25 protein-coding genes are annotated in these 26,176 nt (G+C 48.7%); 7 read left to right on the top strand and 18 right to left on the bottom strand.

Translation table 11 applies throughout. From position 1 onward, the window contains the following. Window positions 1-193 precede the first annotated feature (193 nt). From HP567_RS14695 to HP567_RS14685, 3 genes are all read left to right on the top strand, one after another. A complete protein-coding gene (locus HP567_RS14695) occupies window positions 194-682 on the top strand; it encodes a hypothetical protein (protein WP_173609709.1) in 489 nt (162 codons plus the stop codon). Between the two features lie 366 nt (window positions 683-1,048). Next, complete coding sequence (gene argS, locus HP567_RS14690; protein ID WP_173609710.1) at window positions 1,049-2,764, top strand: arginine--tRNA ligase; 1,716 nt, start codon at window positions 1,049-1,051, stop codon at window positions 2,762-2,764. A 125-nt stretch (window positions 2,765-2,889) separates the two neighbouring features. After that, window positions 2,890-3,264, top strand: coding sequence for a hypothetical protein (locus tag HP567_RS14685; protein ID WP_173609711.1), 375 nt, complete (start codon window positions 2,890-2,892; stop codon window positions 3,262-3,264). A 72-nt stretch (window positions 3,265-3,336) separates the two neighbouring features. On the opposite strand, the gene HP567_RS14680 is transcribed toward HP567_RS14685, so the two are convergent. From HP567_RS14680 to HP567_RS14655, 6 genes are read right to left on the bottom strand one after another with little or no spacing between them, the layout of a single operon-like run. After that, window positions 3,337-4,518, bottom strand: a complete 1,182-nt coding sequence (locus HP567_RS14680) for a thiolase family protein (protein WP_173609712.1) — start codon at window positions 4,516-4,518, stop codon at window positions 3,337-3,339. A gap of 28 nt (window positions 4,519-4,546) precedes the next feature. Beyond that, window positions 4,547-5,287 carry an amino acid ABC transporter ATP-binding protein gene (locus HP567_RS14675; protein WP_285860344.1) on the bottom strand — a complete coding sequence of 247 codons (741 nt, stop codon included), beginning with the start codon at window positions 5,285-5,287 and terminating at the stop codon, window positions 4,547-4,549. A gap of 17 nt (window positions 5,288-5,304) precedes the next feature. After that, window positions 5,305-5,970: an amino acid ABC transporter permease gene (locus HP567_RS14670; RefSeq protein WP_173609713.1), complete on the bottom strand. Its 666-nt coding sequence runs from the start codon at window positions 5,968-5,970 to the stop codon at window positions 5,305-5,307. Between the two features lie 49 nt (window positions 5,971-6,019). Further along, entirely contained in the window at window positions 6,020-6,838 is an 819-nt protein-coding gene (locus HP567_RS14665) for an ABC transporter substrate-binding protein (RefSeq protein WP_173609714.1), read from the bottom strand. A 44-nt stretch (window positions 6,839-6,882) separates the two neighbouring features. Continuing rightward, complete coding sequence (locus HP567_RS14660) at window positions 6,883-7,545, bottom strand: 3-oxoacid CoA-transferase subunit B (RefSeq protein ID WP_173609715.1); 663 nt, start codon at window positions 7,543-7,545, stop codon at window positions 6,883-6,885. Next, the gene (locus HP567_RS14655; RefSeq protein ID WP_173609716.1) at window positions 7,545-8,210 is read right to left on the bottom strand and encodes a CoA transferase subunit A; all 666 of its coding nucleotides are present in this window, start codon (window positions 8,208-8,210) and stop codon (window positions 7,545-7,547) included. Before HP567_RS14655 ends, HP567_RS14660 begins: the two co-directional genes overlap by 1 nt. Before the next feature lie 281 nt (window positions 8,211-8,491). Between HP567_RS14655 and HP567_RS14650 the strand changes: the two genes are divergently transcribed. After that, window positions 8,492-9,913, top strand: a complete 1,422-nt coding sequence (locus tag HP567_RS14650) for a sigma-54 interaction domain-containing protein (protein WP_173609717.1) — start codon at window positions 8,492-8,494, stop codon at window positions 9,911-9,913. A gap of 402 nt (window positions 9,914-10,315) precedes the next feature. Here HP567_RS14650 and HP567_RS14645 read toward each other — a convergent pair whose 3' ends face one another. Next, entirely contained in the window at window positions 10,316-10,717 is a 402-nt protein-coding gene (locus tag HP567_RS14645) for a hypothetical protein (protein WP_173609718.1), read from the bottom strand. A gap of 51 nt (window positions 10,718-10,768) precedes the next feature. Beyond that, window positions 10,769-11,611, bottom strand: a complete 843-nt coding sequence (locus HP567_RS14640) for a deoxyribonuclease IV (protein WP_173609719.1) — start codon at window positions 11,609-11,611, stop codon at window positions 10,769-10,771. A gap of 139 nt (window positions 11,612-11,750) precedes the next feature. Between HP567_RS14640 and HP567_RS14635 the strand changes: the two genes are divergently transcribed. Together HP567_RS14635 and HP567_RS14630 are read left to right on the top strand one after the other, a co-directional pair. Further along, window positions 11,751-12,344: a TetR/AcrR family transcriptional regulator gene (locus HP567_RS14635; protein WP_173609720.1), complete on the top strand. Its 594-nt coding sequence runs from the start codon at window positions 11,751-11,753 to the stop codon at window positions 12,342-12,344. A 62-nt stretch (window positions 12,345-12,406) separates the two neighbouring features. After that, window positions 12,407-13,654 (top strand): MFS transporter, encoded by a 1,248-nt coding sequence (locus HP567_RS14630; protein ID WP_173609721.1) that lies wholly within the window; start codon window positions 12,407-12,409, stop codon window positions 13,652-13,654. Between the two features lie 60 nt (window positions 13,655-13,714). Here the strand turns inward: HP567_RS14630 and HP567_RS14625 are convergent, their stop codons facing one another. From HP567_RS14625 to HP567_RS14585, 9 genes are all read right to left on the bottom strand, one after another. Beyond that, entirely contained in the window at window positions 13,715-14,581 is an 867-nt protein-coding gene (locus HP567_RS14625; RefSeq protein WP_173609722.1) for a universal stress protein, read from the bottom strand. Window positions 14,582-14,744: 163 nt separating this feature from the next. After that, complete coding sequence (locus tag HP567_RS14620; protein WP_173609723.1) at window positions 14,745-15,806, bottom strand: HD-GYP domain-containing protein; 1,062 nt, start codon at window positions 15,804-15,806, stop codon at window positions 14,745-14,747. A gap of 120 nt (window positions 15,807-15,926) precedes the next feature. Continuing rightward, window positions 15,927-16,784, bottom strand: a complete 858-nt coding sequence (locus tag HP567_RS14615; protein WP_173609724.1) for a patatin-like phospholipase family protein — start codon at window positions 16,782-16,784, stop codon at window positions 15,927-15,929. A 110-nt stretch (window positions 16,785-16,894) separates the two neighbouring features. Then, window positions 16,895-17,206 (bottom strand): hypothetical protein, encoded by a 312-nt coding sequence (locus tag HP567_RS14610; protein ID WP_173609725.1) that lies wholly within the window; start codon window positions 17,204-17,206, stop codon window positions 16,895-16,897. A gap of 45 nt (window positions 17,207-17,251) precedes the next feature. After that, window positions 17,252-18,814 (bottom strand): solute symporter family protein, encoded by a 1,563-nt coding sequence (locus tag HP567_RS14605; protein WP_370648009.1) that lies wholly within the window; start codon window positions 18,812-18,814, stop codon window positions 17,252-17,254. Window positions 18,815-18,903: 89 nt separating this feature from the next. Then, complete coding sequence (locus tag HP567_RS14600) at window positions 18,904-20,430, bottom strand: solute symporter family protein (protein ID WP_173609727.1); 1,527 nt, start codon at window positions 20,428-20,430, stop codon at window positions 18,904-18,906. Next, a complete protein-coding gene (locus HP567_RS14595) occupies window positions 20,430-20,777 on the bottom strand; it encodes a DUF485 domain-containing protein (RefSeq protein ID WP_017247858.1) in 348 nt (115 codons plus the stop codon). Before HP567_RS14595 ends, HP567_RS14600 begins: the two co-directional genes overlap by 1 nt. A 151-nt stretch (window positions 20,778-20,928) precedes the next feature. Further along, entirely contained in the window at window positions 20,929-21,657 is a 729-nt protein-coding gene (locus tag HP567_RS14590; protein WP_173609728.1) for a LytR/AlgR family response regulator transcription factor, read from the bottom strand. Continuing rightward, the gene (locus HP567_RS14585; protein WP_173609729.1) at window positions 21,657-23,408 is read right to left on the bottom strand and encodes a LytS/YhcK type 5TM receptor domain-containing protein; all 1,752 of its coding nucleotides are present in this window, start codon (window positions 23,406-23,408) and stop codon (window positions 21,657-21,659) included. The genes HP567_RS14590 and HP567_RS14585 overlap by 1 nt, the downstream gene beginning before the upstream one ends. 131 nt (window positions 23,409-23,539) lie before the next feature. On the opposite strand from HP567_RS14585, the gene asnB reads away from it, so the two are divergent. Continuing rightward, the gene (gene asnB / locus HP567_RS14580) at window positions 23,540-25,387 is read left to right on the top strand and encodes an asparagine synthase (glutamine-hydrolyzing) (RefSeq protein WP_173609730.1); all 1,848 of its coding nucleotides are present in this window, start codon (window positions 23,540-23,542) and stop codon (window positions 25,385-25,387) included. Window positions 25,388-25,443: 56 nt separating this feature from the next. On the opposite strand, the gene HP567_RS14575 is transcribed toward asnB, so the two are convergent. Beyond that, entirely contained in the window at window positions 25,444-25,971 is a 528-nt protein-coding gene (locus tag HP567_RS14575; RefSeq protein ID WP_173609731.1) for a hypothetical protein, read from the bottom strand. Window positions 25,972-26,176: the final 205 nt, after the last annotated feature.

Raw genomic sequence — 26,176 nt, 5'->3', positions numbered from 1 at the left:
GTTCACCTCCTTGTTTCGTGTTGATATGTATTTGATCCAGCTGGCTTATTTTTGTGACAAGAATATCCAATTATTTTTTCCATAATCCTTTTCTCTTCTTCCACTGCTGCACTCTGTTACGTTGCTTTCATTGTCAGCGCCCATTGCTTTTGCTATCATGAGGCTTATTGTAGAGCGAAAGGAACGAGATGACATGGATGACTTGCAAGCACGAGAAAAAGACAAATTTCTGTCCTGTTTGGAAACCATAAAAGAACTATCCAAATCCGATTTTGAAACCTATTCCATCGTTAAGAATACCGAAACCGGGGAACATTATCTCCATTATTTTTTGTCCCACATTAACTTGTCCGAGGGAGGCAGAAGAGACGATTACGATCACTTCCTGCCGATTGAATCCGACGATATTTTAGCGATTATGTTTGGCGAACAGCCGTACCAGTTTCCGGAGAACTGGCGCTCCGCTTATTTGCGAAGTGGGAATGACAATCGATTGATCCCGTTCGATCCATCGGAAAATTACGATCTGGATGAGGCCGCTGCTGCCGAGTTGGCTATGCTCGAAAAGTTGGAGCAGTACAAAGAGCAAATGATGAATGCGGAAAACCTCAGCGCGGAAGAAAAGGAAGAGCTGACCAAGCAATATTTCGCGGAATTAGATAAGATATTAAAAAAACCTTGATCGAGGCACCTTGCATCATGACGGTATAAACAGCTATAATTCTAGTGAAACAGACGAATCGTTGATGAGGAAAGTACTCCTTGTGTGAGGACGAAAGCGAGTCGGGGACGGTGTGAGCCCGATGCCAAACCATGTGAGGAAGCGCCCCTCGGAGATGCGGCCTGAACATCCTGCGCCAGCCATTATGGGCAACGGATCGTGTAGGGCCTATGCCGGGACTGCCCGTTACAGCAGATCAAGCGGTTTTTGCCTTCCTGTTCGATGGAAGGGAAAAACAACAAGAGTGGCACCGCGGGAGTATAACCTCTCGTCTCTTTTTCACAGGAGACGTAGAGGTTTTTTTATTTGAAAGGAGTAGAAATTTAGATGAGTTACAAACACCAAGTCGCTGAAAAGATTGCCGCTACGCTCTCCTCGATGGGCGTTGACACACTGACCAAAGAAGCTGTATACGGCATGCTGGAAACACCTCCAAACCCTGCAATGGGCGATGTGGCCTTCCCATGCTTCCAATTGGCAAAAGCATTGCGCAAAGCCCCACCGATGATCGCATCAGAGCTGGCTGGACAGCTCACCGGTGCACCAGTGCGCGAATCGCAAGCAGTTGGTCCGTACGTGAATCTGTTCCTGGATCAAGAAAATGTGGCAGAGCAAGTAATCGGAACCATCCTTACCCAAGGCAGCACATTCGGAAGCAGCAATGTCGGTCAAGGGCGCAAAGTACCAATCGACCTCTCCTCCCCGAATATCGCGAAGCCGTTTTCCATGGGTCACCTGCGCTCTACCGTTATCGGGAACGCAATTGCCAACATCATGGAAAAGCAAGGCTACGAGCCAGTGCGCATCAATCACTTGGGTGACTGGGGTACACAGTTCGGGAAACTGATCGTTGCGTATCGCCTCTGGGGTGACGAAGCAAAGGTAAAAGCAGAACCAATCAAGGAGCTGCTCAGCCTCTACGTTCGTTTCCACGAAGAAGTCGAGAACGATCCTACCTTGGAAGATCAAGGCCGCGAATGGTTCAAAAAGCTCGAGGATGGCGACGAAGAAGCACAGCATCTGTGGAAATGGTTCCGTGATGAGTCCCTCAAGGAATTCATGAAGATCTACGACCTGATGAACGTAGCCTTCGACTCCACACACGGGGAAGCGTTCTACAACGACAAAATGGATCGCGTTGTTACATTGCTCGAGGAAAAAGGGCTATTGACTGAATCCGACGGTGCGATGGTCGTGAACCTCGATGAATACAACATGCCGCCATGCCTGATCAAAAAATCTGACGGCGCTACCCTGTACGCAACGCGCGATTTGGCTGCTGCCCTCTTCCGTCACGAATCGTACGATTTTGCAAAAGCACTCTATGTCGTAGGAAACGAGCAACGTCTTCACTTCCAGCAGCTCTATAAAGTGTTGGAAAAAATGGGCTATGCGTGGTCTGCAAATATGCACCACATCCCATTCGGCATGATGCTCAAGGACGGCAAGAAAATGTCCACGCGTAAAGGGAAAGTTGTTCTCTTGGAAGAAGTGTTGGCACAAGCCATTTCTGATGTCCAAAAAGTCATCGAGGAGAAAAACCCTACGCTGTCCAATAAAGAAGAAGTGGCTCGTCAAGTCGGGGTAGGCGCAGTTATTTTCCATGACTTGAAAAACTTCCGCCTCAATGATGTCAACTTCTCCTGGGAAGAGATGCTGACCTTCGAAGGGGAAACAGGACCATACGTGCAATACGCACACGCGCGTGCATGCTCGCTGCTGCGCAGAGGTGGCTACCAGCCAGCGACGGCGGTAAACCTGGCTTCCGGTGCACTCGACAGCAAAGAGGCTTGGGCAGTGATTACCCTCTTGAACGCGTTCCCAGAGATAATCGAACGTGCTGCCGATAACTTCGATCCGTCGCAAATCGGCAAGTATGTGATCGACCTGGCACAAACGTTCAACAAATTCTATGCGAATGTACGCATCCTGGCTGAGGAAGAAGATGTGAAGGCATCTCGTCTCCAGCTCGTAGCAGCAGTCGTTGCTGTGCTGAAGGAAGGTCTGCGTCTGCTCGGTCTGTCTGCTCCAGAAGAAATGTAAGAAAGAATACGAAAAGCCGGTTGCCTTCCTTTTGTGGGGAAGCGCCGGCTTTTTTGATTGTCCCGTGTCATCGTCATTCTTCTGTGAGATAATGAAACGATGGCAGATGAAAGAGGTGAGCAACAATGGGAAGAAGTGTACATTTCGGCAAGACGGATTTTACCTTGCGACTCACTGGCTTGCATACGCTCTTAGCCTTAAAGAGCACGATCACGTTACCTTATCAGTCGATCAAGCATGTCGAGGTTGGTTCTTTCATTCCGCCAAAATGGATGTTGCGCATGCCAGGGACGTCTTTTGGCCCATTGAACATTTATGAAGGAAGCTTTCAGTATAGAAATGAATGGTACTTCCTTTCTTTTACCCAGACAGATTCGTTGTTGATCCTGGAAGTAGAGGGTCATGCCAAATACCAGCACGTCATTGTACAGCTGGAAAACCCAACAGAAGTAGCGGCTACATTGCGAAAATACTTACGTGAACAAAATGCCCCTTCATAACCGATCTAGCTTTCATGACAAACAGCCCCGACATAACAACGTTCGGGGCTGTTTCCTTTGTACATGTAAAGTTTATAGCGTCAAATTTTCATAGATCACTGACATTCCCATGCCACCTGCCATGCACAGCGTCACCATGCCATACTTCTCGCGTCTGCGCATCATTTCGTTCATCAACGTCACTGTCAGCTTCGCGCCAGTTGCTCCCACAGGGTGACCCAAGGCAATCGCGCCTCCATTGACATTCACCTTACTCGAGTCCAGCTCCAAGCATTTGATCACGGACAAAGCCTGGGCGGCAAATGCCTCGTTTAACTCGATGAGCCCAATGTCTTCTAGCGCCAATCCCGCTTTCTCCAGTACTTTTTGCGTAGCGGGAACTGGTCCGATCCCCATTACGTCAGGTTCGACTCCTGCGCTGGCAAAAGCCTTGATTTTCACGAGCGGAGTCAAACCCGCCTCCTCCGCCTTTTCACGAGACATCATTAATACTGCGGCTGCGCCGTCATTCATCGGACACGCATTTCCGGCAGTGATAGATCCCTCTTTTTGAAAAACACTTTTCAGCTTGGCGAGCTCTTCTAGCTTGATATCCTGTCGCACCGATTCATCCTGCGCAAAAACACGGGTGCCTTTGCGATCCTTGATTTCAATTGGTACGATCTCATTCGCGAACGTGCCTGCTTCGATTGCTGCCGCTGCTCTTACGTGGCTCTCATAGGCAAAACAATCCTGCTCCTCACGGGAAATACCGTACTGTACCGCCAGCCGTTCTGCGGTCAACCCCATATGCTCGCCGGTCAACGAGCAGATCAAGCCATCGGACAAAAGAGCGTCCTCCATGGACAAATTGCCGAATTTGCTGCCCCAGCGGTTCTTCACGAGGTAGGGAACACTGCTCATGGATTCCACTCCGCCCGCAATCACCACATCCTCTTGACCTGCTGCAATGGCTAGCGCACCGTTGCCAATTGCTTTCAATCCTGAACCACAGGCTTTAATAACGATGTGACCATAGACATTGCGTGGAAATCCCGCCAGCTGCGAGCTGATACGTGCAGCATTGAGTCCTCCCCCATGTACGTACCCATTGCCAAAAATCACTTCATTGACTTGTTCCTTCGGCAAATCAACCTTATTCATCAAGCCTTCCAATACCTGCCGCCCCAGCTCTGTTGCCGGTACGTCCCGCAGGCTTTTCCCAAATGCACCCACAGCACTGCGCACACCCGCAACAATGACTACGTCTCTCATACCCCAGCTCCCTTTCGTTTTTACGCCATTACAGTACACGGTTCAAAAATTCTCTCGTGCGCTCTTCTTTCGGGTTGTTGAAAATTTCTTGGGGTCTAGCCATCTCGATGATCTTGCCTTGATTCATAAACGCCACCCAGTCAGCCACTTCCTTGGCAAACCCCATCTCATGCGTCACGATAATCATCGTCATTCCTTCTTGCGCGAGCTGCTTCATTGTCTCCAGCACTTCCCCTACCAGCTCTGGGTCAAGCGCCGAGGTTGGCTCGTCGAAGAGCATGATATCCGGTTTCATCGCCAGTGAACGAGCAATGGCCACGCGTTGCTTTTGTCCACCGGAGAGGCTGGATGGGTAGGCGTCCGCTTTTTCAGAAAGACCTACCTTTTTCAGCAGCCGGAGCGCTTCCTGCTTCGTTTCTTCCTTGTCCGCTTTCTTCGCAATCAGCGGTGCCTCCATGATGTTTTCCAGAACGGTTTTATGCGGGAACAGATTGAAGTGCTGGAACACCATGCCTACCTTTTGCCGTACTTTGGTCAAGTCATCCTTCTTCGGATCGATGCTTTTACCTTCGATATAAATCTCTCCGCCGTCCTTGATCTCCAGAAAATTAATGCATCGAATCAATGTGCTTTTCCCCGATCCACTGGCACCGATCAAGACGACGACCTCACCCTTTCCGACTTGCAGGGTGACATCCTTGAGAACTTCCACTTTTCCGAAGCTTTTCTTCAAATTTTGCACGCGTATCATTTCTCTTTGCTTTTCCATCGTCTTTCCCCTCCGCTTTACGCCTCTCCTTTTGCCAGACGCTTCTCCATGATGTGGACCACATACGTAAACGCCATAACAATAACCAAGTAATAGAGCGCCACAATCAAAAAGTACGTCATTTCATCAAAGGTTTCCGCAGACAAGCGACGGGCCAGTGAGAACAACTCATCCATGGCAATGAAAGCGGCCAGAGATGATTCCTTCAAAGACAAAATAAACTGGTTACCAAGCGGCGGGATTGATCGTTTCATCGCTTGCGGCAAAATGATCCGGCGCATGGTTTGACGAGCGGACATGCCCAAAGATAGACCTGCCTCCATTTGTCCTTTATCAATCGACTGAATCGAGCCCCGGAAAATCTCTGCGATATAGGCTCCACTGTGAATCGCCAGAGCGAGCGCTGCCGACCAAAATTGACCGAGATCAATAATTTTGTAAAAGCCGAAATACAAAACGAAAATTTGCACGACCAACGGTGTACCGCGAATGATCATGATGTACGCATTGGCTATGAAGCGTGCAACTGGAAGCCTGGATACCTTTAACAAAGCGACAAACAATCCGATAATCGAGCCTACGATAACAGAAGCGATCGTCAACTGAAAGGTCAGCAGCAACGGCTTCCAAAAAAACGGCAATGTCCGGAAAAACTCTTCTGTCAGATGGGCAAAACTGGGCACTTGATGCCACCCCTCACTCGTAATGGAATTTGTCTTTTATACCAACTCACTATTCTGCTTTGCTGATATCGCGATTAAAGTACTTCTCGCTCAATTTAACGTAGGTACCATCCTCCATCATTTGCTTGAGCACTTCGTTGATCTTGTTCAGCAATTCCGTATTTCCTTTGCGCACTGCGATTCCATGCTTGACTTCCGAGAGTGGCTTCCCGCTTTTCTTGAGCTTCAAGCCTTGCGCAATGGCAATCTCCCCTACGACGCTATCTGTAATCACGACATCGTGTTTTCCCTGCTCCAAGGCACGCAGAGCCGTTACATCGCTGTCATACGTTTTGATGTTATCCGTATACTCCCGCGCCATCTTTTCGTGTGTAGTGCCGAGTGCGACTGCCACTTCTTTACCTTTCAAACCTTCCAGTGTGCTAATCGTCCCATCCGGGCGAACGAACAGTTGACCACCGGACAAGTAGTACGGGTCTGCGAAATCAACCTGCTGCTTCCGTTCTTCTGTAATCGCATGGCTGGCAATCGCTGCATCGTAGCGTCCTTCTTTTACCCCTGCGATAATACCGGAAAAAGGCGACGTGACTGGCTTTGGCTCAAGACCCAAACGCTTGGCGATCTCATTGCCGATCTCGACATCAAATCCGGTCAATTGACCATCCTTGAAGTAGCTGAATGGCTGATATTCACCTGAAGCCGCGTATACAAATACGCCTGCCTCTTTTGTCATGGACGACGCATTTCCAGCAGAAGCCCCACCTGCTTGCCCTCCCGCACTGTTAGTGGAAGCGCCTTGGCTACATCCGCTTACAAGTAGTGACAACGAAAATACGACTCCTGCGATCATTTTGATTGTTTTTTTCATGTGTTTCATCCCCCTGTTCTATTTGTTCGCGCTTACATTTTTCATTACTCTACCATTTGTAAATTTTCTGAAATCATTAAAGGTGCCCCGGTATTCGTAATGACATTTTCCAAGGTGAACGGGTACATTACCTCTGTCAAAAGCAAGCCTCTTGGCGTGATCTCGATTACAGCCCTCTCGGTGATAATGAGATCGACGCAGCCCTTCGCCGTCAGTGGCAATGTGCACTCCCTGCGGATTTTGGGCTCACCTGCCTGATTGACATGGCTCATGAGCACGATCACTTTCTTGGCGTAATAGGCCAGTTCTGCTCCTCCACCAATTCCATGAACGCGCGAGCCAGGAACAATCCAGTTTGCCAGATCTCCTCGGCGATTCACCTGCAAAGCCCCGATAAACGCTGCGTCCAGCTTTCTTCTTCGGATCATGCCATACGCAATGGTGCTGTCGAAATACGATGCCCCCGGTACAACGGTAACAGGTGCTCCACCTGCGTTGGAAATATGCTGGTCCTCTTCTCCCTTTAACGGCGTAGGTCCGACACCCAAGATTCCATTCACCGAGTGAAACATGACTTGCCATTCATTCGGGATAAAATCAGCGACCAGCTCAGGTATTCCGATCCCCAAGTTCACTGCCATTCCGGGAGCGACCTCTTTGGCCGCACGCCACGCAACCATATTGCGCTGATCCATTTCCAACCCCATTAGCTGTTCCCTCCGCCACGAACCACGATATAATCCACAAAAATGCCAGGCGTCACGATTTTATCCGGGTCCAGCTCTCCTGCCGGAACGATCTCTTCCACCTCAGCGATTGTGATATCTGCGGCCATCGCTACTAGCGGATTCAGATTTCTTGCTGCCTTGTCATAAATGAGATTTCCGTAAGTATCCGCCTGTTTTGCATAGACGATCCCTACTTCCGCTGTCAGGGCAGCTTCGATCTGACAGGTTCTTCCGGCAAAAGCAAACGGCTCTGCTCCTTCCATTCGCTCTCCACTCACATGCGCATCTACAACGATTCCCGGAATGCCAACACCCCCTGCCCGAATCTTTTCTGCGAAAATTCCTTGTGGACAAAATGTCACTTCCAGCATTCCATCCAACATTTGTTGACCTGCTTCGGGATTGGAGCCAATATGTGTGGTTATCAGCCGCCTCACCCGTCCATGACTGATCAGCTTTCCGATTCCGATTTCCGGATACCCCGCATCAATTCCGATGAGTGTCAAGCTTTGCACGCCTTTGTGCAAGATCGAATCAATCAAGAGTGCCGGGGAACCGATCGTGCCGAATCCGCCATACATTAGCCGGGTGCCATCCAGAACATGCTCCACTGCTTGTTCGTGCGTCACCAGTTTTGATAACATCGCATGCATTTCCTTGTCTCGTATTCTTGGGTAAATCGCTTACGTCGAACTATGTAGTAGCAACTCTTGTGCCAAGCCTCAAAGCGGCATAAAAACACAAGCAAGCTACAAGCTACTTCTATTACTGAGTCGAAATAGACTCACTTTTGAAGCGAAAAGGCAGGAAAAGTCTAACTTTTCTATTGAATCGATTTCGACTCAGCTAGTTTTAATTTCGATTCACTATACAACAATCAATTTGATCTTGTACAATCAGTTGAAAAACCGGGGAGCTACTCAACATGGAAAAAGCTGCGGAGATACTAGCACTGTCTTCTGTTGATCGTTTTATTGACATCCTGAACACACTGGCAGATGGCATATTCATTGCTGATGCGCAGGGAACTACTTTATGGTTAAACAATGCCAGTGAAAACCTGTGTGGTCTGCCAAAAGCCGAACTCATCGGGCAAAACGTATCCGACCTCGAAGAAATGGGGATTTTCAGCCCCTCTGTCACCCGCTTGGTTTTGGAAACGGGAAAACCGACCACAACCATTCAGCTCGTCAATAATAAGGGGAAATTTCTGGTGACCGGACATATTATCCCGGATGAGGATGGAAGACCGGAGCTGATCGTTTCCCACTCACGCGATATCACTGAGGCAGCCCGTGCCAGTTCACAGCTGGAAGAGACGGTCGCTTTACTAAAGCGGTACAGCGAAGAAATTCAGCTCATGAAGTGGGAAGCTAGCCAGAGCTCTTCCCAAACCTTGATTGGCAACAGCCGTTCCTATCTCGCCCTGCTGGAATTAATGAAAAAAGCAGCCCCTGTGGACACGACCGTGTTTATTACAGGAGAAACAGGTGTAGGAAAAAGCTATCTTGCGGAGCAAATCCATCAATTGAGCGAACGAAGCAGCGGGCCGTTCGTCCACGTCAACTGTAGTGCCATTCCCGAAACCTTGATCGAGTCAGAGCTGTTCGGCTACCATAAAGGGGCCTTTACGGGGGCGAGTCACTCGGGAAAAATCGGATTAGTAAAAATGGCGGACAAAGGGACGCTTTTCCTGGATGAAATCAGCGAGCTTCCCTATCACTTGCAATCGAAATTATTGCTGCTTTTGCAAAACAAAACGTTTATGCCGATCGGCGGAACGAAAACATACACTGCTGACATCCGCATCATAACCGCAACCAATGCCAACCTTCAGGAGCTCGTGCGGTTGGGCAAATTCAGACATGACTTGTACTATCGCCTAAATATTTTACCCATCAATGTTCCGCCATTACGGGAGAGAAAGGACGATATTTTCCCGTTACTCCATCACAATTTACAGCGATTCAATAGCAAACATAACCAGAAACGGCGTTTATCTCCGGAAGCACTGGATGTTTTGCATCAATACGAATGGCCTGGGAACGTGCGGGAGTTGGAAAATTTGGTAGAGCGGATCGTTATTACGTCAAAACTGGATGAAATTCAAGTGAGTGATTTGCCAGAAGAACTGCGGAGTATTCGTGAGCTGGAGGAGGGAATTCTTTCACTCGGTTCTCTTTCTCTTACAGAGCGGATGGAGAAAATTGAGATGGAATTTATTCTGCAAGCATTGCGTACACACAAAACAACTCGCAAAACAGCATCGGCCCTCGGCATAACCCAGTCGCTACTTATGCGGCGGATTAGAAAGTATGGGATTCAGCTGGATTCTGAGGAGGAATGATTGGGAAGCTGAGTCAACATTGTGGAGGAGAAGAAAAAGCGCAGTTCTCTTCGACTCTGACACGCCCACAAGGGGGATTGACTGTCCGTCTCCACTTCAAAAAGGGGACCGTCGAGCCAAAGCCACCCTACGGGCGGACGTTTCTCAGGGAAGAAGTGTTCGACAACCGGGTCCCCTTTTTGAAGTTCCGACTGGGTAGGCGTTGTCAAGGTCTGCGAGTCCTGCGCTTTTTCTTCTCACCAGCTTTTTTTGTTCATCGGTACCTTTTAAAAGCAAGATCCTCGTCAGTATAAACTGAGGGATAATCTTCATAAGGCTCAATGCTACAGATGAGCGTCCGTATACACTCTTATTGACATAAAAAAGGAGCGCTACCTTGCAGCGCTCCTTTTCGTTCTTGGATTACTCGTCAATCTTCTTTGCTTTTTTGCCAAACCACGTATTTGCAACCAGCTCGACTACCTGCTTCGGTAATGATTGTGGTGCTTGTATTTCCGTTCCAGCCTTGTCCACTGTGCGGTACAGCAAAGCTTTGTCATCCGCTGGGTCTGACATGGTTTGCAGCGTCCACTCGCCGATTTGTCCGGCGCTTGTCCACTCCTCGATCATCAGCTGATACTCACCTGGGGCCAGCTCGATATAATCTTCGTCAGTCACATCTACAATCGCATATCCATCATGCTCGATTTCAGCATCGTATGTATTTCCGTTCGCCGCTTCGTACAGAGCGAGCTCCTCCGGGTTATTCAAGTTTTCAGTCAGATGAGTAAAATCCGCAATCGTCACCTTAATACGCTTTTTCATAGATACCCCTCCCGTGTTGAACACATCATTTCACACTCTACCACAACATGGTCAGCCCTGCCAATTGTCTATAAGCAGACGGACATGTTTGATTTCTTCGCGATGTCCCCCTTCTGAGCCTCTCGCGGTTTCCAGAACGATGGGAAGTTCCCGCAATTCGGGTGTTTGTAAAAAAGCGGCAATGGCTGCATCCCCGATCATCCCTTTACCGATAGAGGCATGCCGGTCTCGAAAGGAACCACTCGGATAAACGGAATCGTTCAGATGAACGGCTCGCAGGCTCGTAAAATAATCGAGCTCTCGCATCCGATCAGCTACTTCTCCCCAATCATTCCCTTTCCACAATCCGCTGGCAAATGCATGACACGTATCCAAGCAAAAGCCTACCTTTCTTGGCTCAGCAAACAGTTGTCGAACCTGCGTAAGCTCTTCGAGTGTCGTGCCCATGCGGTTGCCTTGTCCAGCATTGTTTTCAATTAACAGCTGGGCTTTTCCATTCCAGCCATCCAGTATTTGATTGACCATCTGGATCATGATTTTGTATCCGGTAAGGACATCCGCGCCTTTATACTGGCCAAAGTGAACGACCACACCCAACGCCCCACAGGCTTCGGCAATTTCAAGATCATTTCGTACGGAGCCCACTGTAACGGCGAAAAGCTCCTGCTCCTCGACGCAAAGATTCACTGGATATGGTGTATGAGCAATCGATAGCATGCCATTTTGCTGACAAAAAGCGCGACATCGCTCTGCGTCCAGGGCATCGAATTGCTTGACACCTAAGCTACGCGGGTTTTTCGGGAAAAATTGAAATGCTAACGCTCCTTCTCTGAATGCAGTTCTCGCCGCCTCCTCGTACCCGTGACGAATACTGACATGACAACCGATTTGCAAGATAGCCCCTCCCCTCACTCGCTTCTTCTCATTTTTCCCTCTGTCCCTTTTTCTCAATCGAGCACTTGCACTTCCCTGTCAGATCGAATAAACTAAAACTAAACCGAACGTTCAGTCTATAATAAGGAGCATTTCTATAATGTCAAAGCGCCGTCTCGATGGGGAGAAAACCAAGCAACATATCGTAGAGAAAGCCACCGAGTTATTTTCTCAGAAAGGCTATTCAGCCACTTCCATTGAGGACATTTGCCAAGCAACTGGAGCGAGTAAGGGCAGCCTCTATTACCACTTTAAAAACAAGGAGCAGTTGTTCCTGCATTTGCTTGAAAAGCAGTACAGCGAATGGGTAGATTTATGGCAGGAAAAAGAAAAAGAATTCGAGACATCCATCGAAAAGCTGTACGGCTTAGCTGCCTTTTTCTTGGAGGATTTTTTGTCCCACCCTCTGAAAAAAGCAGGCGAAGAGTTCTCCGGCAGCCAGCTCGCTGATCCAGTCATTTTGGAACAAGTGCTGGAAATGCTCGGCTCCACGTATACCCTCTATACCTCACTCTTCCAAGAAGGAATCGACCGAAGGGAGTTCGCTCCATGCGATCCCGAAGAAATGGCGATGATACTGGAAGGGCTCATGAATGGAATCATCAATGTAGGTTATCAAATGGAAGATGAGCGTCTTCATGCTCTGCTGAAAAGGAGCATTGACGTTTTGCTGCACGGCATTATTGCCAGGTAGCATTTTTTTCAACTTTAATTAGACCGGACGTTCGGTATAATTTTTCGGGAGTGATATGACCCATGAAAGGTCTTTGGGGAAACAAAGTTTTTCTTACCGTTTTTATCACGGATACATTAGAAAATATTGGTATATGGATTCGCAACATGGCCTTGCTCTACTATGTCATGGAGACGAGCGGCAACAATCCGACCGCCGTATCGCTTTTGACTGCTATCGAACTTGCGCCGATCTTGGTTTTTTCGATTATTGGCGGGGCATTGGCTGATCGCTGGAACCCGAAGCGAACGATGATAGCCGGAAACCTGTTAAGCGCCCTCTCTGTATTGGTCATCGTGTATTTGCTCTGGCAAGGGATGTGGATCGCTGTATTCTTTGCGACCTTTATCTCGGCTATCGTGTCGCAGTTCTCCCAGCCTTCTTCTGCCAAGATGATGAAACGTCATATTCCTGATGAGCAAGTTGCAGCAGCTGTGTCTATTTCCCAAAGTACGGGTTCGATTTTTCTGCTGGTTGGCCCGATTATTGGTACCTTTTTCTTTGAGCAGTGGGGCATCTACCCTTCCCTGTTAACGATGGCCGGGCTGTTCTTCGTCTCGGCACTGATCTTGCTGATACTTCCCACCTCAACTGCCAGTGCAACAGAGGAAGGCGGAACTCTCCTTTCTGAGATTAAAGCAGGTTTTGCCTATGTAAAAAAGCGACCAGCCTTGCGCCGGATCGCCATTACCTTTTCATGTCTGGGGTTATCCTCGGGTTTTATCAATTCACTGGAGGTATTTGTCATCACGGATCGTCTTTTACTTTCCAAGGAAGCCATTCAATGGTTTACCGCGCTAGACGGTTTGGGTATGCTGTTGGGCGGCATCTTGGCTTCCATTTATCTGGAACGCTTGAATAGTCGCTGGGTCATTACAGGTGGATTAATATTCTTCGCTCTCTCCGTCGCCGTAGAAGTTCTCTCTGTATGGATGTACCTAACTGCAGCGATGCGCTTTTTTACCGGAATAGGGATGGCATTTTTACAGATTGTAATCGGTATGTTCATGATCAAGCTCGTGGATGAAGCATATATCGGAAGGGTGAATGGAACGATCTCACCGCTCATGGTCGGACTCATGATGGTCGGTTCCTTTGCAGCAGGTCCGCTCATGCAGATGACTTCGTTGATTACGGTATTTCTGATTGCATCTGTCATCCTTCTGCTCGCTGCATGGGGATGTAAGCAAATCAAGTGGGATTCGGCGGAAGTAACACAAGATGGAGCTAACCAACTTCTCGAACACAAGCAGGCGCAAACGCTATCGTAAGAGACATACGACCAAGCAAAAAAGCTGTCCACCAAACGGACAGCTTTTTCTAGTAAAATGCTATGTTTTCACAATGAGGAGTGGTGTTTTCGTACGATGAATCGTTTTAAATGTCACACTGCCGAGCAGCGTACCTGCGACTGCACCTTGGCCATGATGACCAAGCACAACCAGTCCAGCATCGATTTCTTCAGCGGTCTGGCGGATCACAGTCGCTGGATCTCCGACCACGACCTTGCTTTCAAAAGGAAGCGATGCAGCTTCAAGCATCTCCTCGCAAGGTTTTAACGATTCACGTCCCCAACCTTCGAGTGTATTCATGTTATCCCAGCCTACGCCATATACACCTGCATATGTGGCTGGTGGGATGACAACGGACAAAAGCGTATACGATACATCTGGGAGGTGCTGACTCATCTCAATGGCTTTTTTCGCAGCTTCCATCGAATGATCGGAACCATCTACTGCAATGAGTACTTTGTTCCAAGGGAAGCGGCTCTCATCTGTCTCCTCTGCAATGAGGAAAACCGGAACTTTGACATCATGGAGTGTCGGATAGCTGACGCTTTGCAACAGGAAGCCTGTAATGCGGCCGTAGCCGTGTGTTCCCATTACGATGGCGGCATAGTCATTCGCAGCGTGCTTGGCAATGACTTCATGCGGCTCTCCGAATTCAATCTCCAATTCATACGTGATACCTGCTTCTTCTACGATCGCCAGAAATTTCTTCAGATCTTCTCTTGCTTCATCCAATTGATAATCTTCTACGACATCTCGTCCCAACCTTCTGACAACATTGCGTGAAGGGAACGGAGAGATGGCATGAAGCAATGTGATATCATGCTTATTTTTGGCGTAGGCCAGCGCGAAGCGGACAGCCTGAATGGACTGCGCTGAGAAATCAACAGGAACTAGAATGCGGGACATAATGACACGTCCTTCCTCTTTTTCATCTGGCAAATGCGGTGTAGCTCTATGTATCCATCTGCCTTGATTTCATTGTAGCCCTGTGGGCCCTACGTGTATGTAGGGGTATTCCCTGATCTTGGTAGGGATATTCCCTGATAGGGAGTCCTAATCTTTCAATGCGCTAGTCCATGACAGCCGTGATAAAAATAGTAGGCTTTTCACTTAAATCAATGTCCGTAATCTCATGATCATCCACCATCCGCCGAGTCGCCTGTTGGTCTCTTCGAATAACCCGAACGACTGGGCGCGAAGGCAAGCCTTTATTTTGATCAATGATCACACCAATTTCGCCTGTTGACAGCTTAAGCGAGGTTCCTGTCGGGTACATGGCAATCGAGCGCAAAAAGTGAATGACCATTTTATGATCGAAGCGTTTCTCCGCAAGCCCCATGACTTTTTCGCAAGCCTCATACGCTGGCAACGTCTCTTCTTCCCCCGAAAAAGGCGAGATGAGATTGTCATAGTAGTTACAAATCGCCACAATCTTGGCGAAATCATGAATCTCATCGCCAGTCAGTCCTCGTGGCTGCCCACTACCATCCACCCATTCATGATGCTGCAAAGGGACATGTGCGGACACAATACTCATCTCATGTTTTTTACGCAACAGATCAAAGCCCAGCCAGGTATGATGATTCGTTTTGCTGTTCTTTTTGTATGCTGGTGCTTCCTTGTCGACTGACAGCTTTCCAATGTCATGCAAGAGGGCGCCGATGGCGAGCTCTTTTAGTTGAGCCGTATTATAACCTAATCCAACGCCCATTACTGTCGCCATCATGCACACATTCAAGGAATGAATGTACATAGCGTTGTCGGTCGTGCGAATTTCTCCCAGATTCAAGAGCACACGACGATTTCTCAAGGTTTCATCGATGATACTTCCCACTGATTTTTGAATGCCGCGGACATCGAAGTTTTTTCCGGACTGCACACACGAAATCGCTTGTGACAGATTGCGGATTGCGTCCTTCCGAGTGGTCTCCGTGACGACCTCCTGCTCTTTCACTTCGTCGAGCAGCGGGTCTTTGATGCTTAGCATCGTGACGCCAAACCGGCGCAATTTATTAATCATTCCGACAGTCAGTTGGACACCTGCATGCAAGAGCGTCAAACCCTCGCTTGTATAAATGCTTCGAGCCAAAACGTCTCCTGGCTCTACTAGGTCTACATTCACATATTTCATGGGGTCTTTCCTCCTGATTCCGTCCTCCCCTGATGCTTCTTCCCTATCTTTGCTTTGAAAAAACCTGTTTCGCGGGATTTTGCCGAAAAAACATCCCCGGAACAGATTCCTCCTCGTTTTTCATCTGTGTCTTCCAAGACCAAGCCATGTACAAAGCCCAGAAAATTGGGTACGTGCATCCTGGTAGCCTTGTGAGTAATAATGCTCCAGCTTCTCCTCTTGACGTTCAAAACCTCGTAGAAAGGTACCGACGGGAGGTGCGATGACAAACGCTTTGCCTTCCTTTTGCATCTCTTTGACCTGCTCAATAGCCTCACAATAGATACGAAAATGACGAATGAATGCTTGACACAAGCGCTTACTTTTGGGAAAAAAACGCTCGACACGCGAAAGCTTGCGCATCCACTCACTTGGCGGACAAGAAGAAGTAAGCACTATAATATGTTTTTGATTGCCATCAAGCTTGGACTTCACAAAAGGTACCGGATGCACGATGCCTCCATCCCATAGTTTACGTCCGTTGAACGCAACTTTGGGTGATAGAAACGGAAGACTGCACGAAGCCCGAATCACATGAAAAATATCCTCACAGTCGTCTTTCGTAAAGTAAACGGCATCCCCTGTCGCGCAATCCGTCGTGACAACAACAAACTGTTCCTTGGCTTCACGAAACCGATCAAAGGCGAACGGCTCCAGTTTGTTAGGCATCTCATTGAAAATAAAATCCATGCCAAACAGCGAGCGCTTCTTGATCAAATTTTTGTAGTGAAAGTATCGGGGATCACGAATGTATTTCGTATGATAAATCTTGCCCAATCCGTGCTGTCTCGCCAGGTATGCCGCCCCATTGCATGCACCTGCTGATACAGCAATCACATACGGAATGTATAGCTCCTGCTCCATGAAGTAATCCAAAACGCCAGCAGTATAAATTCCACGGCTACCCCCTCCCTGCAAAACGAGCCCGACCTTTTCCATACCAATCACCCATTTTGATGTCGTTTACCCGTAGTATGAATGATTGCCCAACGAAACATGCAGGGTGAGATCGTGCCAATCAAAAAACGACCCTCAAACGGGGTCGCCACTCAATCGTCTTTTTTCATCATGCTGTACTCATCACGGATCATCGTTACGTTTTCCTCATGCTGTGTCAACTCCAGCTTATAGAGGATATCGGCAAGCACCGCTGCATAGATCAACGTTAACTCCCCGGTGTTGACCGGCTCAGGAAAGTAGCTTCCGATCATTTCATAGCCTTTTCGCTTATAGGATGTGGTATCTTCCTCTTCCAGTGCTTCACATAGCTCGCCAATCAGATCATCCAGTGCCAGCCTTGCGCGCTCATAAACATCTGGCTGGTCATGTGATAAAGCGTCTGACTCTTTCGTCGTCCCCACTTACCCCTCCTCCTTTATTCCTAGAGTGGGGCACGCGGCTGGGCTTTATGCAGATTCTTGTTCCGATTTCTTCGCAGGTGGAACTCGGATTCCCGTCAACGCCTGAAACAGTACGCGTTGGTACTTCCTCTCGGCATCCGGATCAGGCCGATCCAGTAGTGTTCCGAGCACTGCCCCTAAAAAGCCGAGGGGTATAGAGACCAAACCAGGATTCGTCAGTGGAAATAGTGGCTCCGCACGAATAAGTCCGGTTACGGGATGCATAACAGTCGGTCCCAAGAAGACAAGGACTACTGATGCCGTTAACCCTGTCAGGACACCACAAATCGCTCCTCTTACAGTAAACCGCTTCCAATACAAGGTAAACAACAGCAGTGGCAAATTGGATGATGCTGCGACCGCAAACGTCAGCGCAACCAGAATCGCCACGTTCATTTTTTCTGCACCGATCGCCAGCCAAATGGAGATCACGCCCACCGCAACTGACGAAAGCTTTGCCATGGTGACTTGTTCTTTTTCTGATGCCACCCCTCGCCTGATCAGATGACTGTAGACATCATGCGCGAATGCAGAAGAGGCGGAGAGCACGAGTCCTGTCACGACCGCCAATATCGTCGCGAAGGCAACGGCAGCAATATACGCCATCAAAAACTCTCCGCCGAGAGCATCCGCCAAGAGTGTGACAGTCAAATTCCCCCCGAAGCCCACATTTTTCAATGCCTCGTAGCCTACAAACGTGCTCGCCCCGAAACCGAGGAAGATCGTCATCAAGTAAAAAGCGCCGATGACCCAGGTAGCGGTGTAAATCGAATTACGCGTCGTCTTTGCGTCCTTGACTGTGAACAACCGGGAGATAATATGGGGCAGTCCCGCGGTACCGAGAATCAAGGCCAAATGCAGGGAGATCGTTTCAAGCGGATCATGAAGCTGATTACCCGGCTGCAAGAACTGTTCCTGAAGAGGTGTAATCGTACTCACATGGGAAAACATTTCGGAGAAGCTCCAATCAAAACGTGCAAACACGATCAGACTTAAGATCAACGTCCCCGTCAGGAGCAAAATCGCTTTAATAATCTGAACCCATGAGGTCGCAACCATCCCGCCGAACACGACGTAAAATGTCATCAGGCTCCCGACAATCAGGACCGCCGTATCGTAACGGACTCCCAATAAATAATGAATGAGGGCACCTGCCCCAACTAATTGCGCCAGCATGTAAAAAATCGTAATTAATAGTGTCGTACAGGCAACAACGCCACGCAGCCAAAGACTGTCAAACCTGACGGCAATCGCGTCTGCCAACGTATATCGCCCCAAATTATGCAACGGCTCCGCTACTAAAAACAAAATAATCAGATAAGAGACAAAAAAGCCAATCGCATACACGAACCCGTCAAAGCCGTACATCGCAATCGTTCCCGCAATCCCCAAAAACGAAGCAGCACTCATGTAATCTCCTGCAATGGCAATGCCATTTTGTAACCCATTCAAGCGATTTCCAGCTGCATAGAAATCTCTCGTCGTTCCTGTCTGTTGGGCAGCCGAATAAGTGATGGCCATCGTCCCGATAATGACGGCAAGGAAAAAGATGATCGTCGTCACGGACAATACCTCTCCCTTCTTGCAAAAATGAAAAAAAGACCAGGGGCTAACCCCAGCCTTCTCTTCGTGGCATGAGCTTCCTATGTTTACTGTTTCTACGCTGAATCTTTCATTCCTGTATTCGCTTTCACCAAAATTTCATCGTACTTCTTATCATCACGGGAGCTGGACAACAAGGTTCCGATCCATGCTGCCAAAAACCCTAACGGGATCGAGACAATACCCGGGTTCGGTAACGGGAACAGCGCTTCGCCGACCAAAATAGCTTTTCCAGCCACAGGATTCCAAACGTTCGGACTCAACGCAACCAGAATGAGAGCGCTGAACAATCCGACGAGCATCCCGCTGATTGCTCCCGCCGTATTGAACCTTTTCCAGAAGATCGTGAACAAAATCACTGGTAGATTTGCACTCGCCGCTACTGCGAAAGCCAAGGCAACAAGGAAAGCCACGTTCAGATTTTGCGCAAACAAGGCGAGCAAGATAGAGACAATCGAGACTCCGACAGACGCCCATTTGGCCATCTTCATCTGCTCCTTTTCCGTTGCTTTTCCTTGACGTAATACGTGTCCATAAAAGTCGTGCGCAAACGCAGAAGCCGCAGTCAGCACCAGCCCAGCCACTACCGCGAGAATGGTAGCGAAGGCAACCGCGGACACGAAGGCGAACAAGAAATTTCCGCCGAGTGCTTGCGCAAGCAGAGGAGCTCCCATGTTACCTGCCGGGTCCATATTTCCCGCTCCGACAAACGCTGCCGCCCCAAAGCCGAGGAAGATCGTCATGACATAGAAGACACCAATGATCCACGTCGCGTACACGACCGACTTGCGAGCTGTTGTGGCATCTTTTACGGTGAAGAAACGAATCAAAATATGCGGCAATCCAGCTGTTCCGAGCACAAGCGCGAGATTCAGTGAAATCGTATCGAGCCCTACTTTAAACTTGTTGCCAGGATTGAGGAATTGTTCTCCCAATGGTGTCGCCGTCTTCATTTGCTCGAACATTTTCAATAGATTAAAATCGAATTTGGCGAAAACCATCATAGAGATGATGAATGTCCCGACCATCAACAAAACTGCCTTTACGATCTGCACCCACGAGGTCGCCGTCATCCCTCCGAAGACGACGTAGATCGTCATCAATGCCCCTACGATCAATACGGAGGTCGTGTAATCCAGCCCCAAGAGCAGCTTGATCAAGGCCCCTGCTCCAACCAATTGCGCGATCATGTAAAAAATCGAGATGGCAATCGAATTGAGAGCGGCGACACCACGAACCTTTTTATTGTCAAAACGCGCGGCTATCATATCAGCCATCGTGTATTTTCCTAAATTACGCAAAGGCTCTGCTACCAAATAGAGCACAACGAGATACGCGACAAGAAAACCGATACTGTAGAAGAATCCATCAAACCCGCTCAACGCAATCATTCCGGCAATTCCCAGGAAGGAAGCAGCGGACATGTAATCTCCCGCAATCGCGAGGCCGTTTTGCCAACCCGTCAAGCCTCCTCCAGCGGTATAAAACTCACTAGTCGTATTCGTCTTTTTCGAAGCGTAAAAAGTGATGACAAGCGTCAATAGAACAATGACGAGAAAGAGTAAAAATGCAGTAACGTTCATTAGCCCCTTCCACCTGCCTCTTGTTTGATTTTCTCAACGAGCTGATCAAACTGCTCTGCCCGCCTCGTGTACAGGATACAGAGACCCCATGTCATGACGAACTGAGCAAAGGCAAATACCCACGCCCACGAAATGGCTCCAAACGCTGGTTGATTCAGTACGGTGAAGTAGGAGGTTAAAATCGGAAGGGTAAAGTAAAACACGAAGAAAAAAATAGAAGATGGCAAAATAAATGCTTTTTTTCTTCTTAAAAGCTCTTTGAAAGTGGCTGACTGAATCACTTTTGCATAATCAACAGCATCCTTCTTCTGATCCTCGGCTTTTTTTGCCGAAGCGGATTTGCCCATGGGAACCTCCCCCTCATCTACAAAAATGTAAGCGCTTCCTACATTGTAGAGAATCCTTTTCTAACCGTGTATTTTTCTGCGCAAGATGTCGGGGAGCGTGTGTCAGTGGCAGATTTTTAACCACGATCTGCAAACCAATGGATCACCAGGCTTACTCCTCGAGCCGTTTGAGCAAATCCTTAGCGGAGGTCCGAGACACGGGGATACGTGGTCTACCTTCTCCCTTCAAAATCAGGTTGTAGGCACCGTTGAACCAGGGTTCGAGCTCGCTTATGTATTGAAGATTGACCAAATAGCTTTTGTGGGTACGGAAAAAGTCGTATGCGAAAAGCTTATCCGCCAGTTGTGTCAGGGTCATTCTCGTCGAGTAGGTAGCCGTTTGGGTGACGATTTGCACATATCGCTCCTCCCGCACTGCATAGACAATCGTCGCTGGATCAATAACCACTAATCTGCTGTTGTCTTCTACCAACAGCTTGGTTCGTTTGGTCTGGACAGGCTCTACTTTTGGCTTGACCAGACGCTCTCGTATTCGTTGCATCGTTTCTACCAACCGCTTGGGCTCCGTAGGCTTCAACAAATAGTCGACGGCGTACAGCTTAAATGCATCGATGGCAAATTCCTCATACGCGGTACAAAAAACGATGAGGGGATGCTGCTTGCGTGAAGCGAGCATTCTCGCTGCCTGCGCTCCTTCCAGCTCAGGCATTTTCATATCGAGGAAGACGACATCCGGCTCGTGCACATCGACCAATTCCAAAAGCTCTCGCCCGTTAGTAGCATAGGGCAGCAGTTCTACGTCTCCTTCCTGTAGCAGTAAATAACTCAGTTCTTCGCGTGCTAGTCGCTCGTCTTCTGCAATCATGACGCGTATTGGCATCAGGCACTCACCTCTTTTGTAATCGGAATCGTAAAGGTAATCGTACTGCCGCCTTCTGGTTTATTGGCAAAATGAAGTTGGGCATCTTGTCCGCACAAGCTGATCAGACGTTGGTTGACATTATGGATGCCAATTCCGTTGCCCTCCTTACTCTCCATGGGCACCTTTCCTAGAACTGGCAGCAAGTTGTCTGGAAAGCCTTGTCCATTATCTTCGATTTGAAAAACAACATGCACATCCTCCCGTTTCACATGGAGAATGATCTCACCGCCGTTCGTGATGTCGCGAACACCATGCTGAATGCAGTTCTCAAATAACGGCTGCAACGTGCCAGGGGGAATAAGAGCTTCCTCTACCCCCGCATCAATGATAGTGCGAACGGCGAATTGCTCGGAAAATCTGATTTTGATAATTTCCAAATAAGCATGCAGGTGATCCAACTCCTGTCTCACGGTGACAAGCGGACTCGCTGTTAGCTTCAGGTTAAAACGCATGAACACGCCAAGCTGAATGGTCATATGCCGGGCCAGCTGCGGATCAATTCGTATCAAGGTCACAATTGAATTTAATGTGTTAAACAAAAAGTGAGGATGAATCTGTGCCTGTAGCATCCGCAACTCTGCATCCTTCATCAAACCTTTCATTTGCTCCGTGAGAGATAGGGTCAATTGATTGGAGATCAGGTTGCCAAGCCCTTTTGCCAATGCTTCCTGGACCCTTCCTATTTGTTGCGGCCTCCGATAATAGAGTTTGATCAGACCAACGACGCTGTCCCCCTCTTTAATCGGCACGAGAATCGCGGCATGCAGGCTACAATTTTTCCGCTTGCACCCGACACTCTCTCGCGACAATCCCTTGTCGATTCCACCGCTATACAGAGCCCGCTTATCGAGCTCGCTATGGAGCGCTTCTCCCGGATGATGATGATCTGCCCCCACTCCAACGTGCGCAAGAAGCCGTTCTCGATCGGTTACCGCAACGGCTGCTGCTTTCGTTTCTTTTTGTAAAACGAGGGCTGCGGACTGAGCCGTTTGCGGTGTAAGCCCCCTTTTCAGGTGTGGCAAAATTCTTTCCGCTATCGTAAAGGAACGCTCCGCCTCAATGGCAGCCGAACGTTCTGCCTCTTGCAAGGCAACCCGTATCATCGTCGTAAAAATCGCAATCGAAACGCTGTTCGTCAGCACCATCGGGATTCCAATTACGTTGACCATGGTTCGCGCCAGCTCGGGTGGAGCTGCCATGATCAATAAAAGCGACATCTGAATAATGGGCGCGAACATGCCGATGAACATGGCTTTGGACGGAGAAATAACCCGCTCCTGTGAGAAAAAACGCGCTACATATCCTGCCAGCAACCCCGTGATCGGGATCGACAAGCCCATCGGTACTGCGGCGAATCCTCCCAATTGAAAGACATGAAGTCCAGCCATGACACCTGCCCCCAAGCCAACGAGAGGTCCCCCTAGCAAACCTCCAATAACGACCCCTACCAAAGTAGAATTGGCAATTATTTCATCATGGGACAAACGAAATATCCAAAACGCAGGAAGATAGCTCTCCCCTTGCACGACCACTCCTGCATATGTACCTGCAATCCCAAACAACCCGAACATCACGGAAAATGCAATTGACGTCCCTACGTGCAATTCGCGGTCTAAAAGCTGGCGAAACAACGGTGTCCTTGTCAAAATAAATGCCAGCGTCAAAAGAATGCCCATTCTTTCAATGAGCAATAACGTGAGATTATCCACCGTAGCCTCCCTTAGTTTAAATCTTCTATAAATTCCGCATATTACCCGCAATTCCCTGCTGGACAGACAACCTCGTTGGGCTAATTGCATACGCTGTGTGTGCAATGCTTCAGGAGAAGGGTGATCATGCCATGTGTGGAATTGTAGGATGGATTGATTGGGAAAAGGACTTATCTGGTGAACGTAATGTACTGCAAAAAATGACCCAATGCCTCAAGGATCGAGGCCCTGATGCAGAAGGCTTTTGGCTGACTCCTCGCGCGGCCCTCGGTCATCGTCGCCTTGTGGTCGTAGACCCTGCGGGCGGACAGCAGCCCATGTCGGCTCTCAAAAACGAACATGCCTGCACCATGATTTACAATGGTGAATTGTATAATACTGAGGATTTGCGAGCAGAGCTGCTTGCTTGCGGACATACTTTTCAATCTCACTCGGACACGGAGGTGCTTTTGCACACGTATTTGGAGTGGGGCCCAGAATGTCTGTCAAAGCTAAACGGAATCTTTGCTTTTGCGATCTGGGACGAACGCGAACAAAGATTGTTTGTCGGTCGTGACCGTATGGGGGTTAAGCCGCTGTTTTATGCGCAAAGAGGCAGTTCATTTCTGCTTGCCTCTGAGCTGAAAGCCTTGCTCGCTCACCCCGAAGTCAAACCAGAGCTCTCTCGTGAAGGCTTGGCGGAGGTTTTCGGAATCAGTCCCGCCCGTACGCCTGGCCATGGTGTTTTTCACAACGTACACGAGGTTCGGCCCGGCGCTTATCTGTTAGTGACGCGGGATGGCGTCAAGCAAAAACGCTACTGGCAGCTCGAAAGCCACCCACATACAGATGACCTGGAGACAACAGCGGAACGTGTCCGGGAGTTAGTCACGGATTCGATTGAACGCCAATTGGTTGCGGATGTGCCCGTTTCGACCCTCTTGTCAGGTGGGTTGGACTCGAGCATTATTACAGCCGTTGCGGCAAATCATTTTCAAAAAACAGGCCGCGGCACCCTGCACAGCTACTCCATCGATTACGTCGACAACCGAAAACATTTCAAGGCGAGTGCTTTTCAACCGAATGAGGATGAACCTTTTGTGCAACTCGTTACAAAGTTTCTCGGAACCGAGCACCACACGATTGAGTTCGACACTGAAGATTTGATCGAATCCTTGAAAACAGCGACACTCGCCCGCGACTTGCCGGGGATGGCTGATGTAGATGCGTCCCTTTACCTGTTTTGCCGCGAAATAAAAAAAGAGACAACCGTCGTCCTCTCTGGAGAATGTGCAGATGAAGTATTTGGCGGGTATCCGTGGTTTCATCGTGAGGAGCTGTTAAATGCCGGAACCTTTCCTTGGTCGAGAGCGACAAAAGAACGTGCCACCTGGCTATCCCCTGATCTTCGTGATTGGGTCAAACCAGAGGAATACGTTGCCATGCGATATGAGGAATCTCTCAATGAAGTCCCACATCTTCCAGGGGAAGATCCGATTGAAGCTCGCCGACGGGAAATGTTTTATTTGAATATAACGTGGTTCATGAACACATTATTGGATCGCAAAGACCGAATGAGTATGGCGGCCAGTCTGGAAGCGCGTGTCCCGTTCTGTGACCACCGTATCGTGGAATACGTTTGGAACATCCCATGGGATATGAAGACGTACGGGCATCGGGAAAAAGGAATTTTGCGAAAAGCCATGGAAGGAATCTTGCCTGATGAGGTTTTGTACCGCAAGAAAAGCCCGTACCCAAAAACACACAATCCAGCCTATACGGAAGCCGTTCGCTCTTGGCTGCTGGATATCATAAACGACTCTTCCTCTCCACTGCTTCAACTGGTAGATGTTCCAACGATTCGAAAAATTGCTGAGTCAGATGCACAGGCTTCGAGCATTCCGTTTTTCGGTCAGCTCATGAGTACACCTCAGTTGTTCGCCTATCTCGGTCAGCTGGATTATTGGCTGCGGGAGTACCGTGTTTCCATTCGTACGTAACGGTATAACAAAAGCTCCTCGCCCCTTATGTTTCGGGGGAATTGAGGAGCTTTTCGTTACTTTTTGGTTCTTCCCCGTTGCTTGGTTCTACGTACGGGTTGTGCCTTCGGGTTGAGGGGTATGGTAGCCAGAGATTGATATCTCAGATCAAACTGCTCGCCTGAGCGTTTCATGATCGTGAACGTTTTGGTTGCGCCGACTCGGATCAAACGGTAGTCCACTCTTGTTTTTTTCCCTCCCCCGCTCAGGATCGCAGCCACGGTCCGATGATCCGGCAGATTCACTTTTATCTGCAACGACAGCACGGTTGCTGGAAAAGGCGGGATGTCACGGTAAGGAACACAGAGCTTACCTTTCAGCATCCGCAAATGGAGATTCCGAATCATCACTTCCGTCAATTGCTTCCCCCAATACCGGCGGAAAATACGGGAGATTTTTCGTTTGGTGTTGTATTTTTCGGGCAATGGCGTGTAATCCACACCGTTTACGGTATAAACAGGCTTTCCTCTCGGCGAATTCGCGATCTGAGTCCAGACATGCTCTGCTGAAGTGATAAACTGTTTGAGCCTCTGCAACTCATCCAAGGGATTTCACCTCCTCCATAAACCGTATGGTGGTGGGCTTATGCTAGTACGCCCGATTTCAGCGCTCCAAACGCAAACAGACAACAATTCTGAACATACATATAAATTGCAATCATATTATCGGGATGATAGAATATAAACCGCTTTCACTTCTCTTGTCGGGAAGTGCGTTTTTTTGCCTTTTAAGTTTAGTACTATTTAATTT

Source organism: Brevibacillus sp. M2.1A (genome assembly GCF_013284355.2).
GTDB lineage: Bacteria > Bacillota > Bacilli > Brevibacillales > Brevibacillaceae > Brevibacillus.
This window is presented reverse-complemented; position numbering and strand designations above follow the sequence as displayed.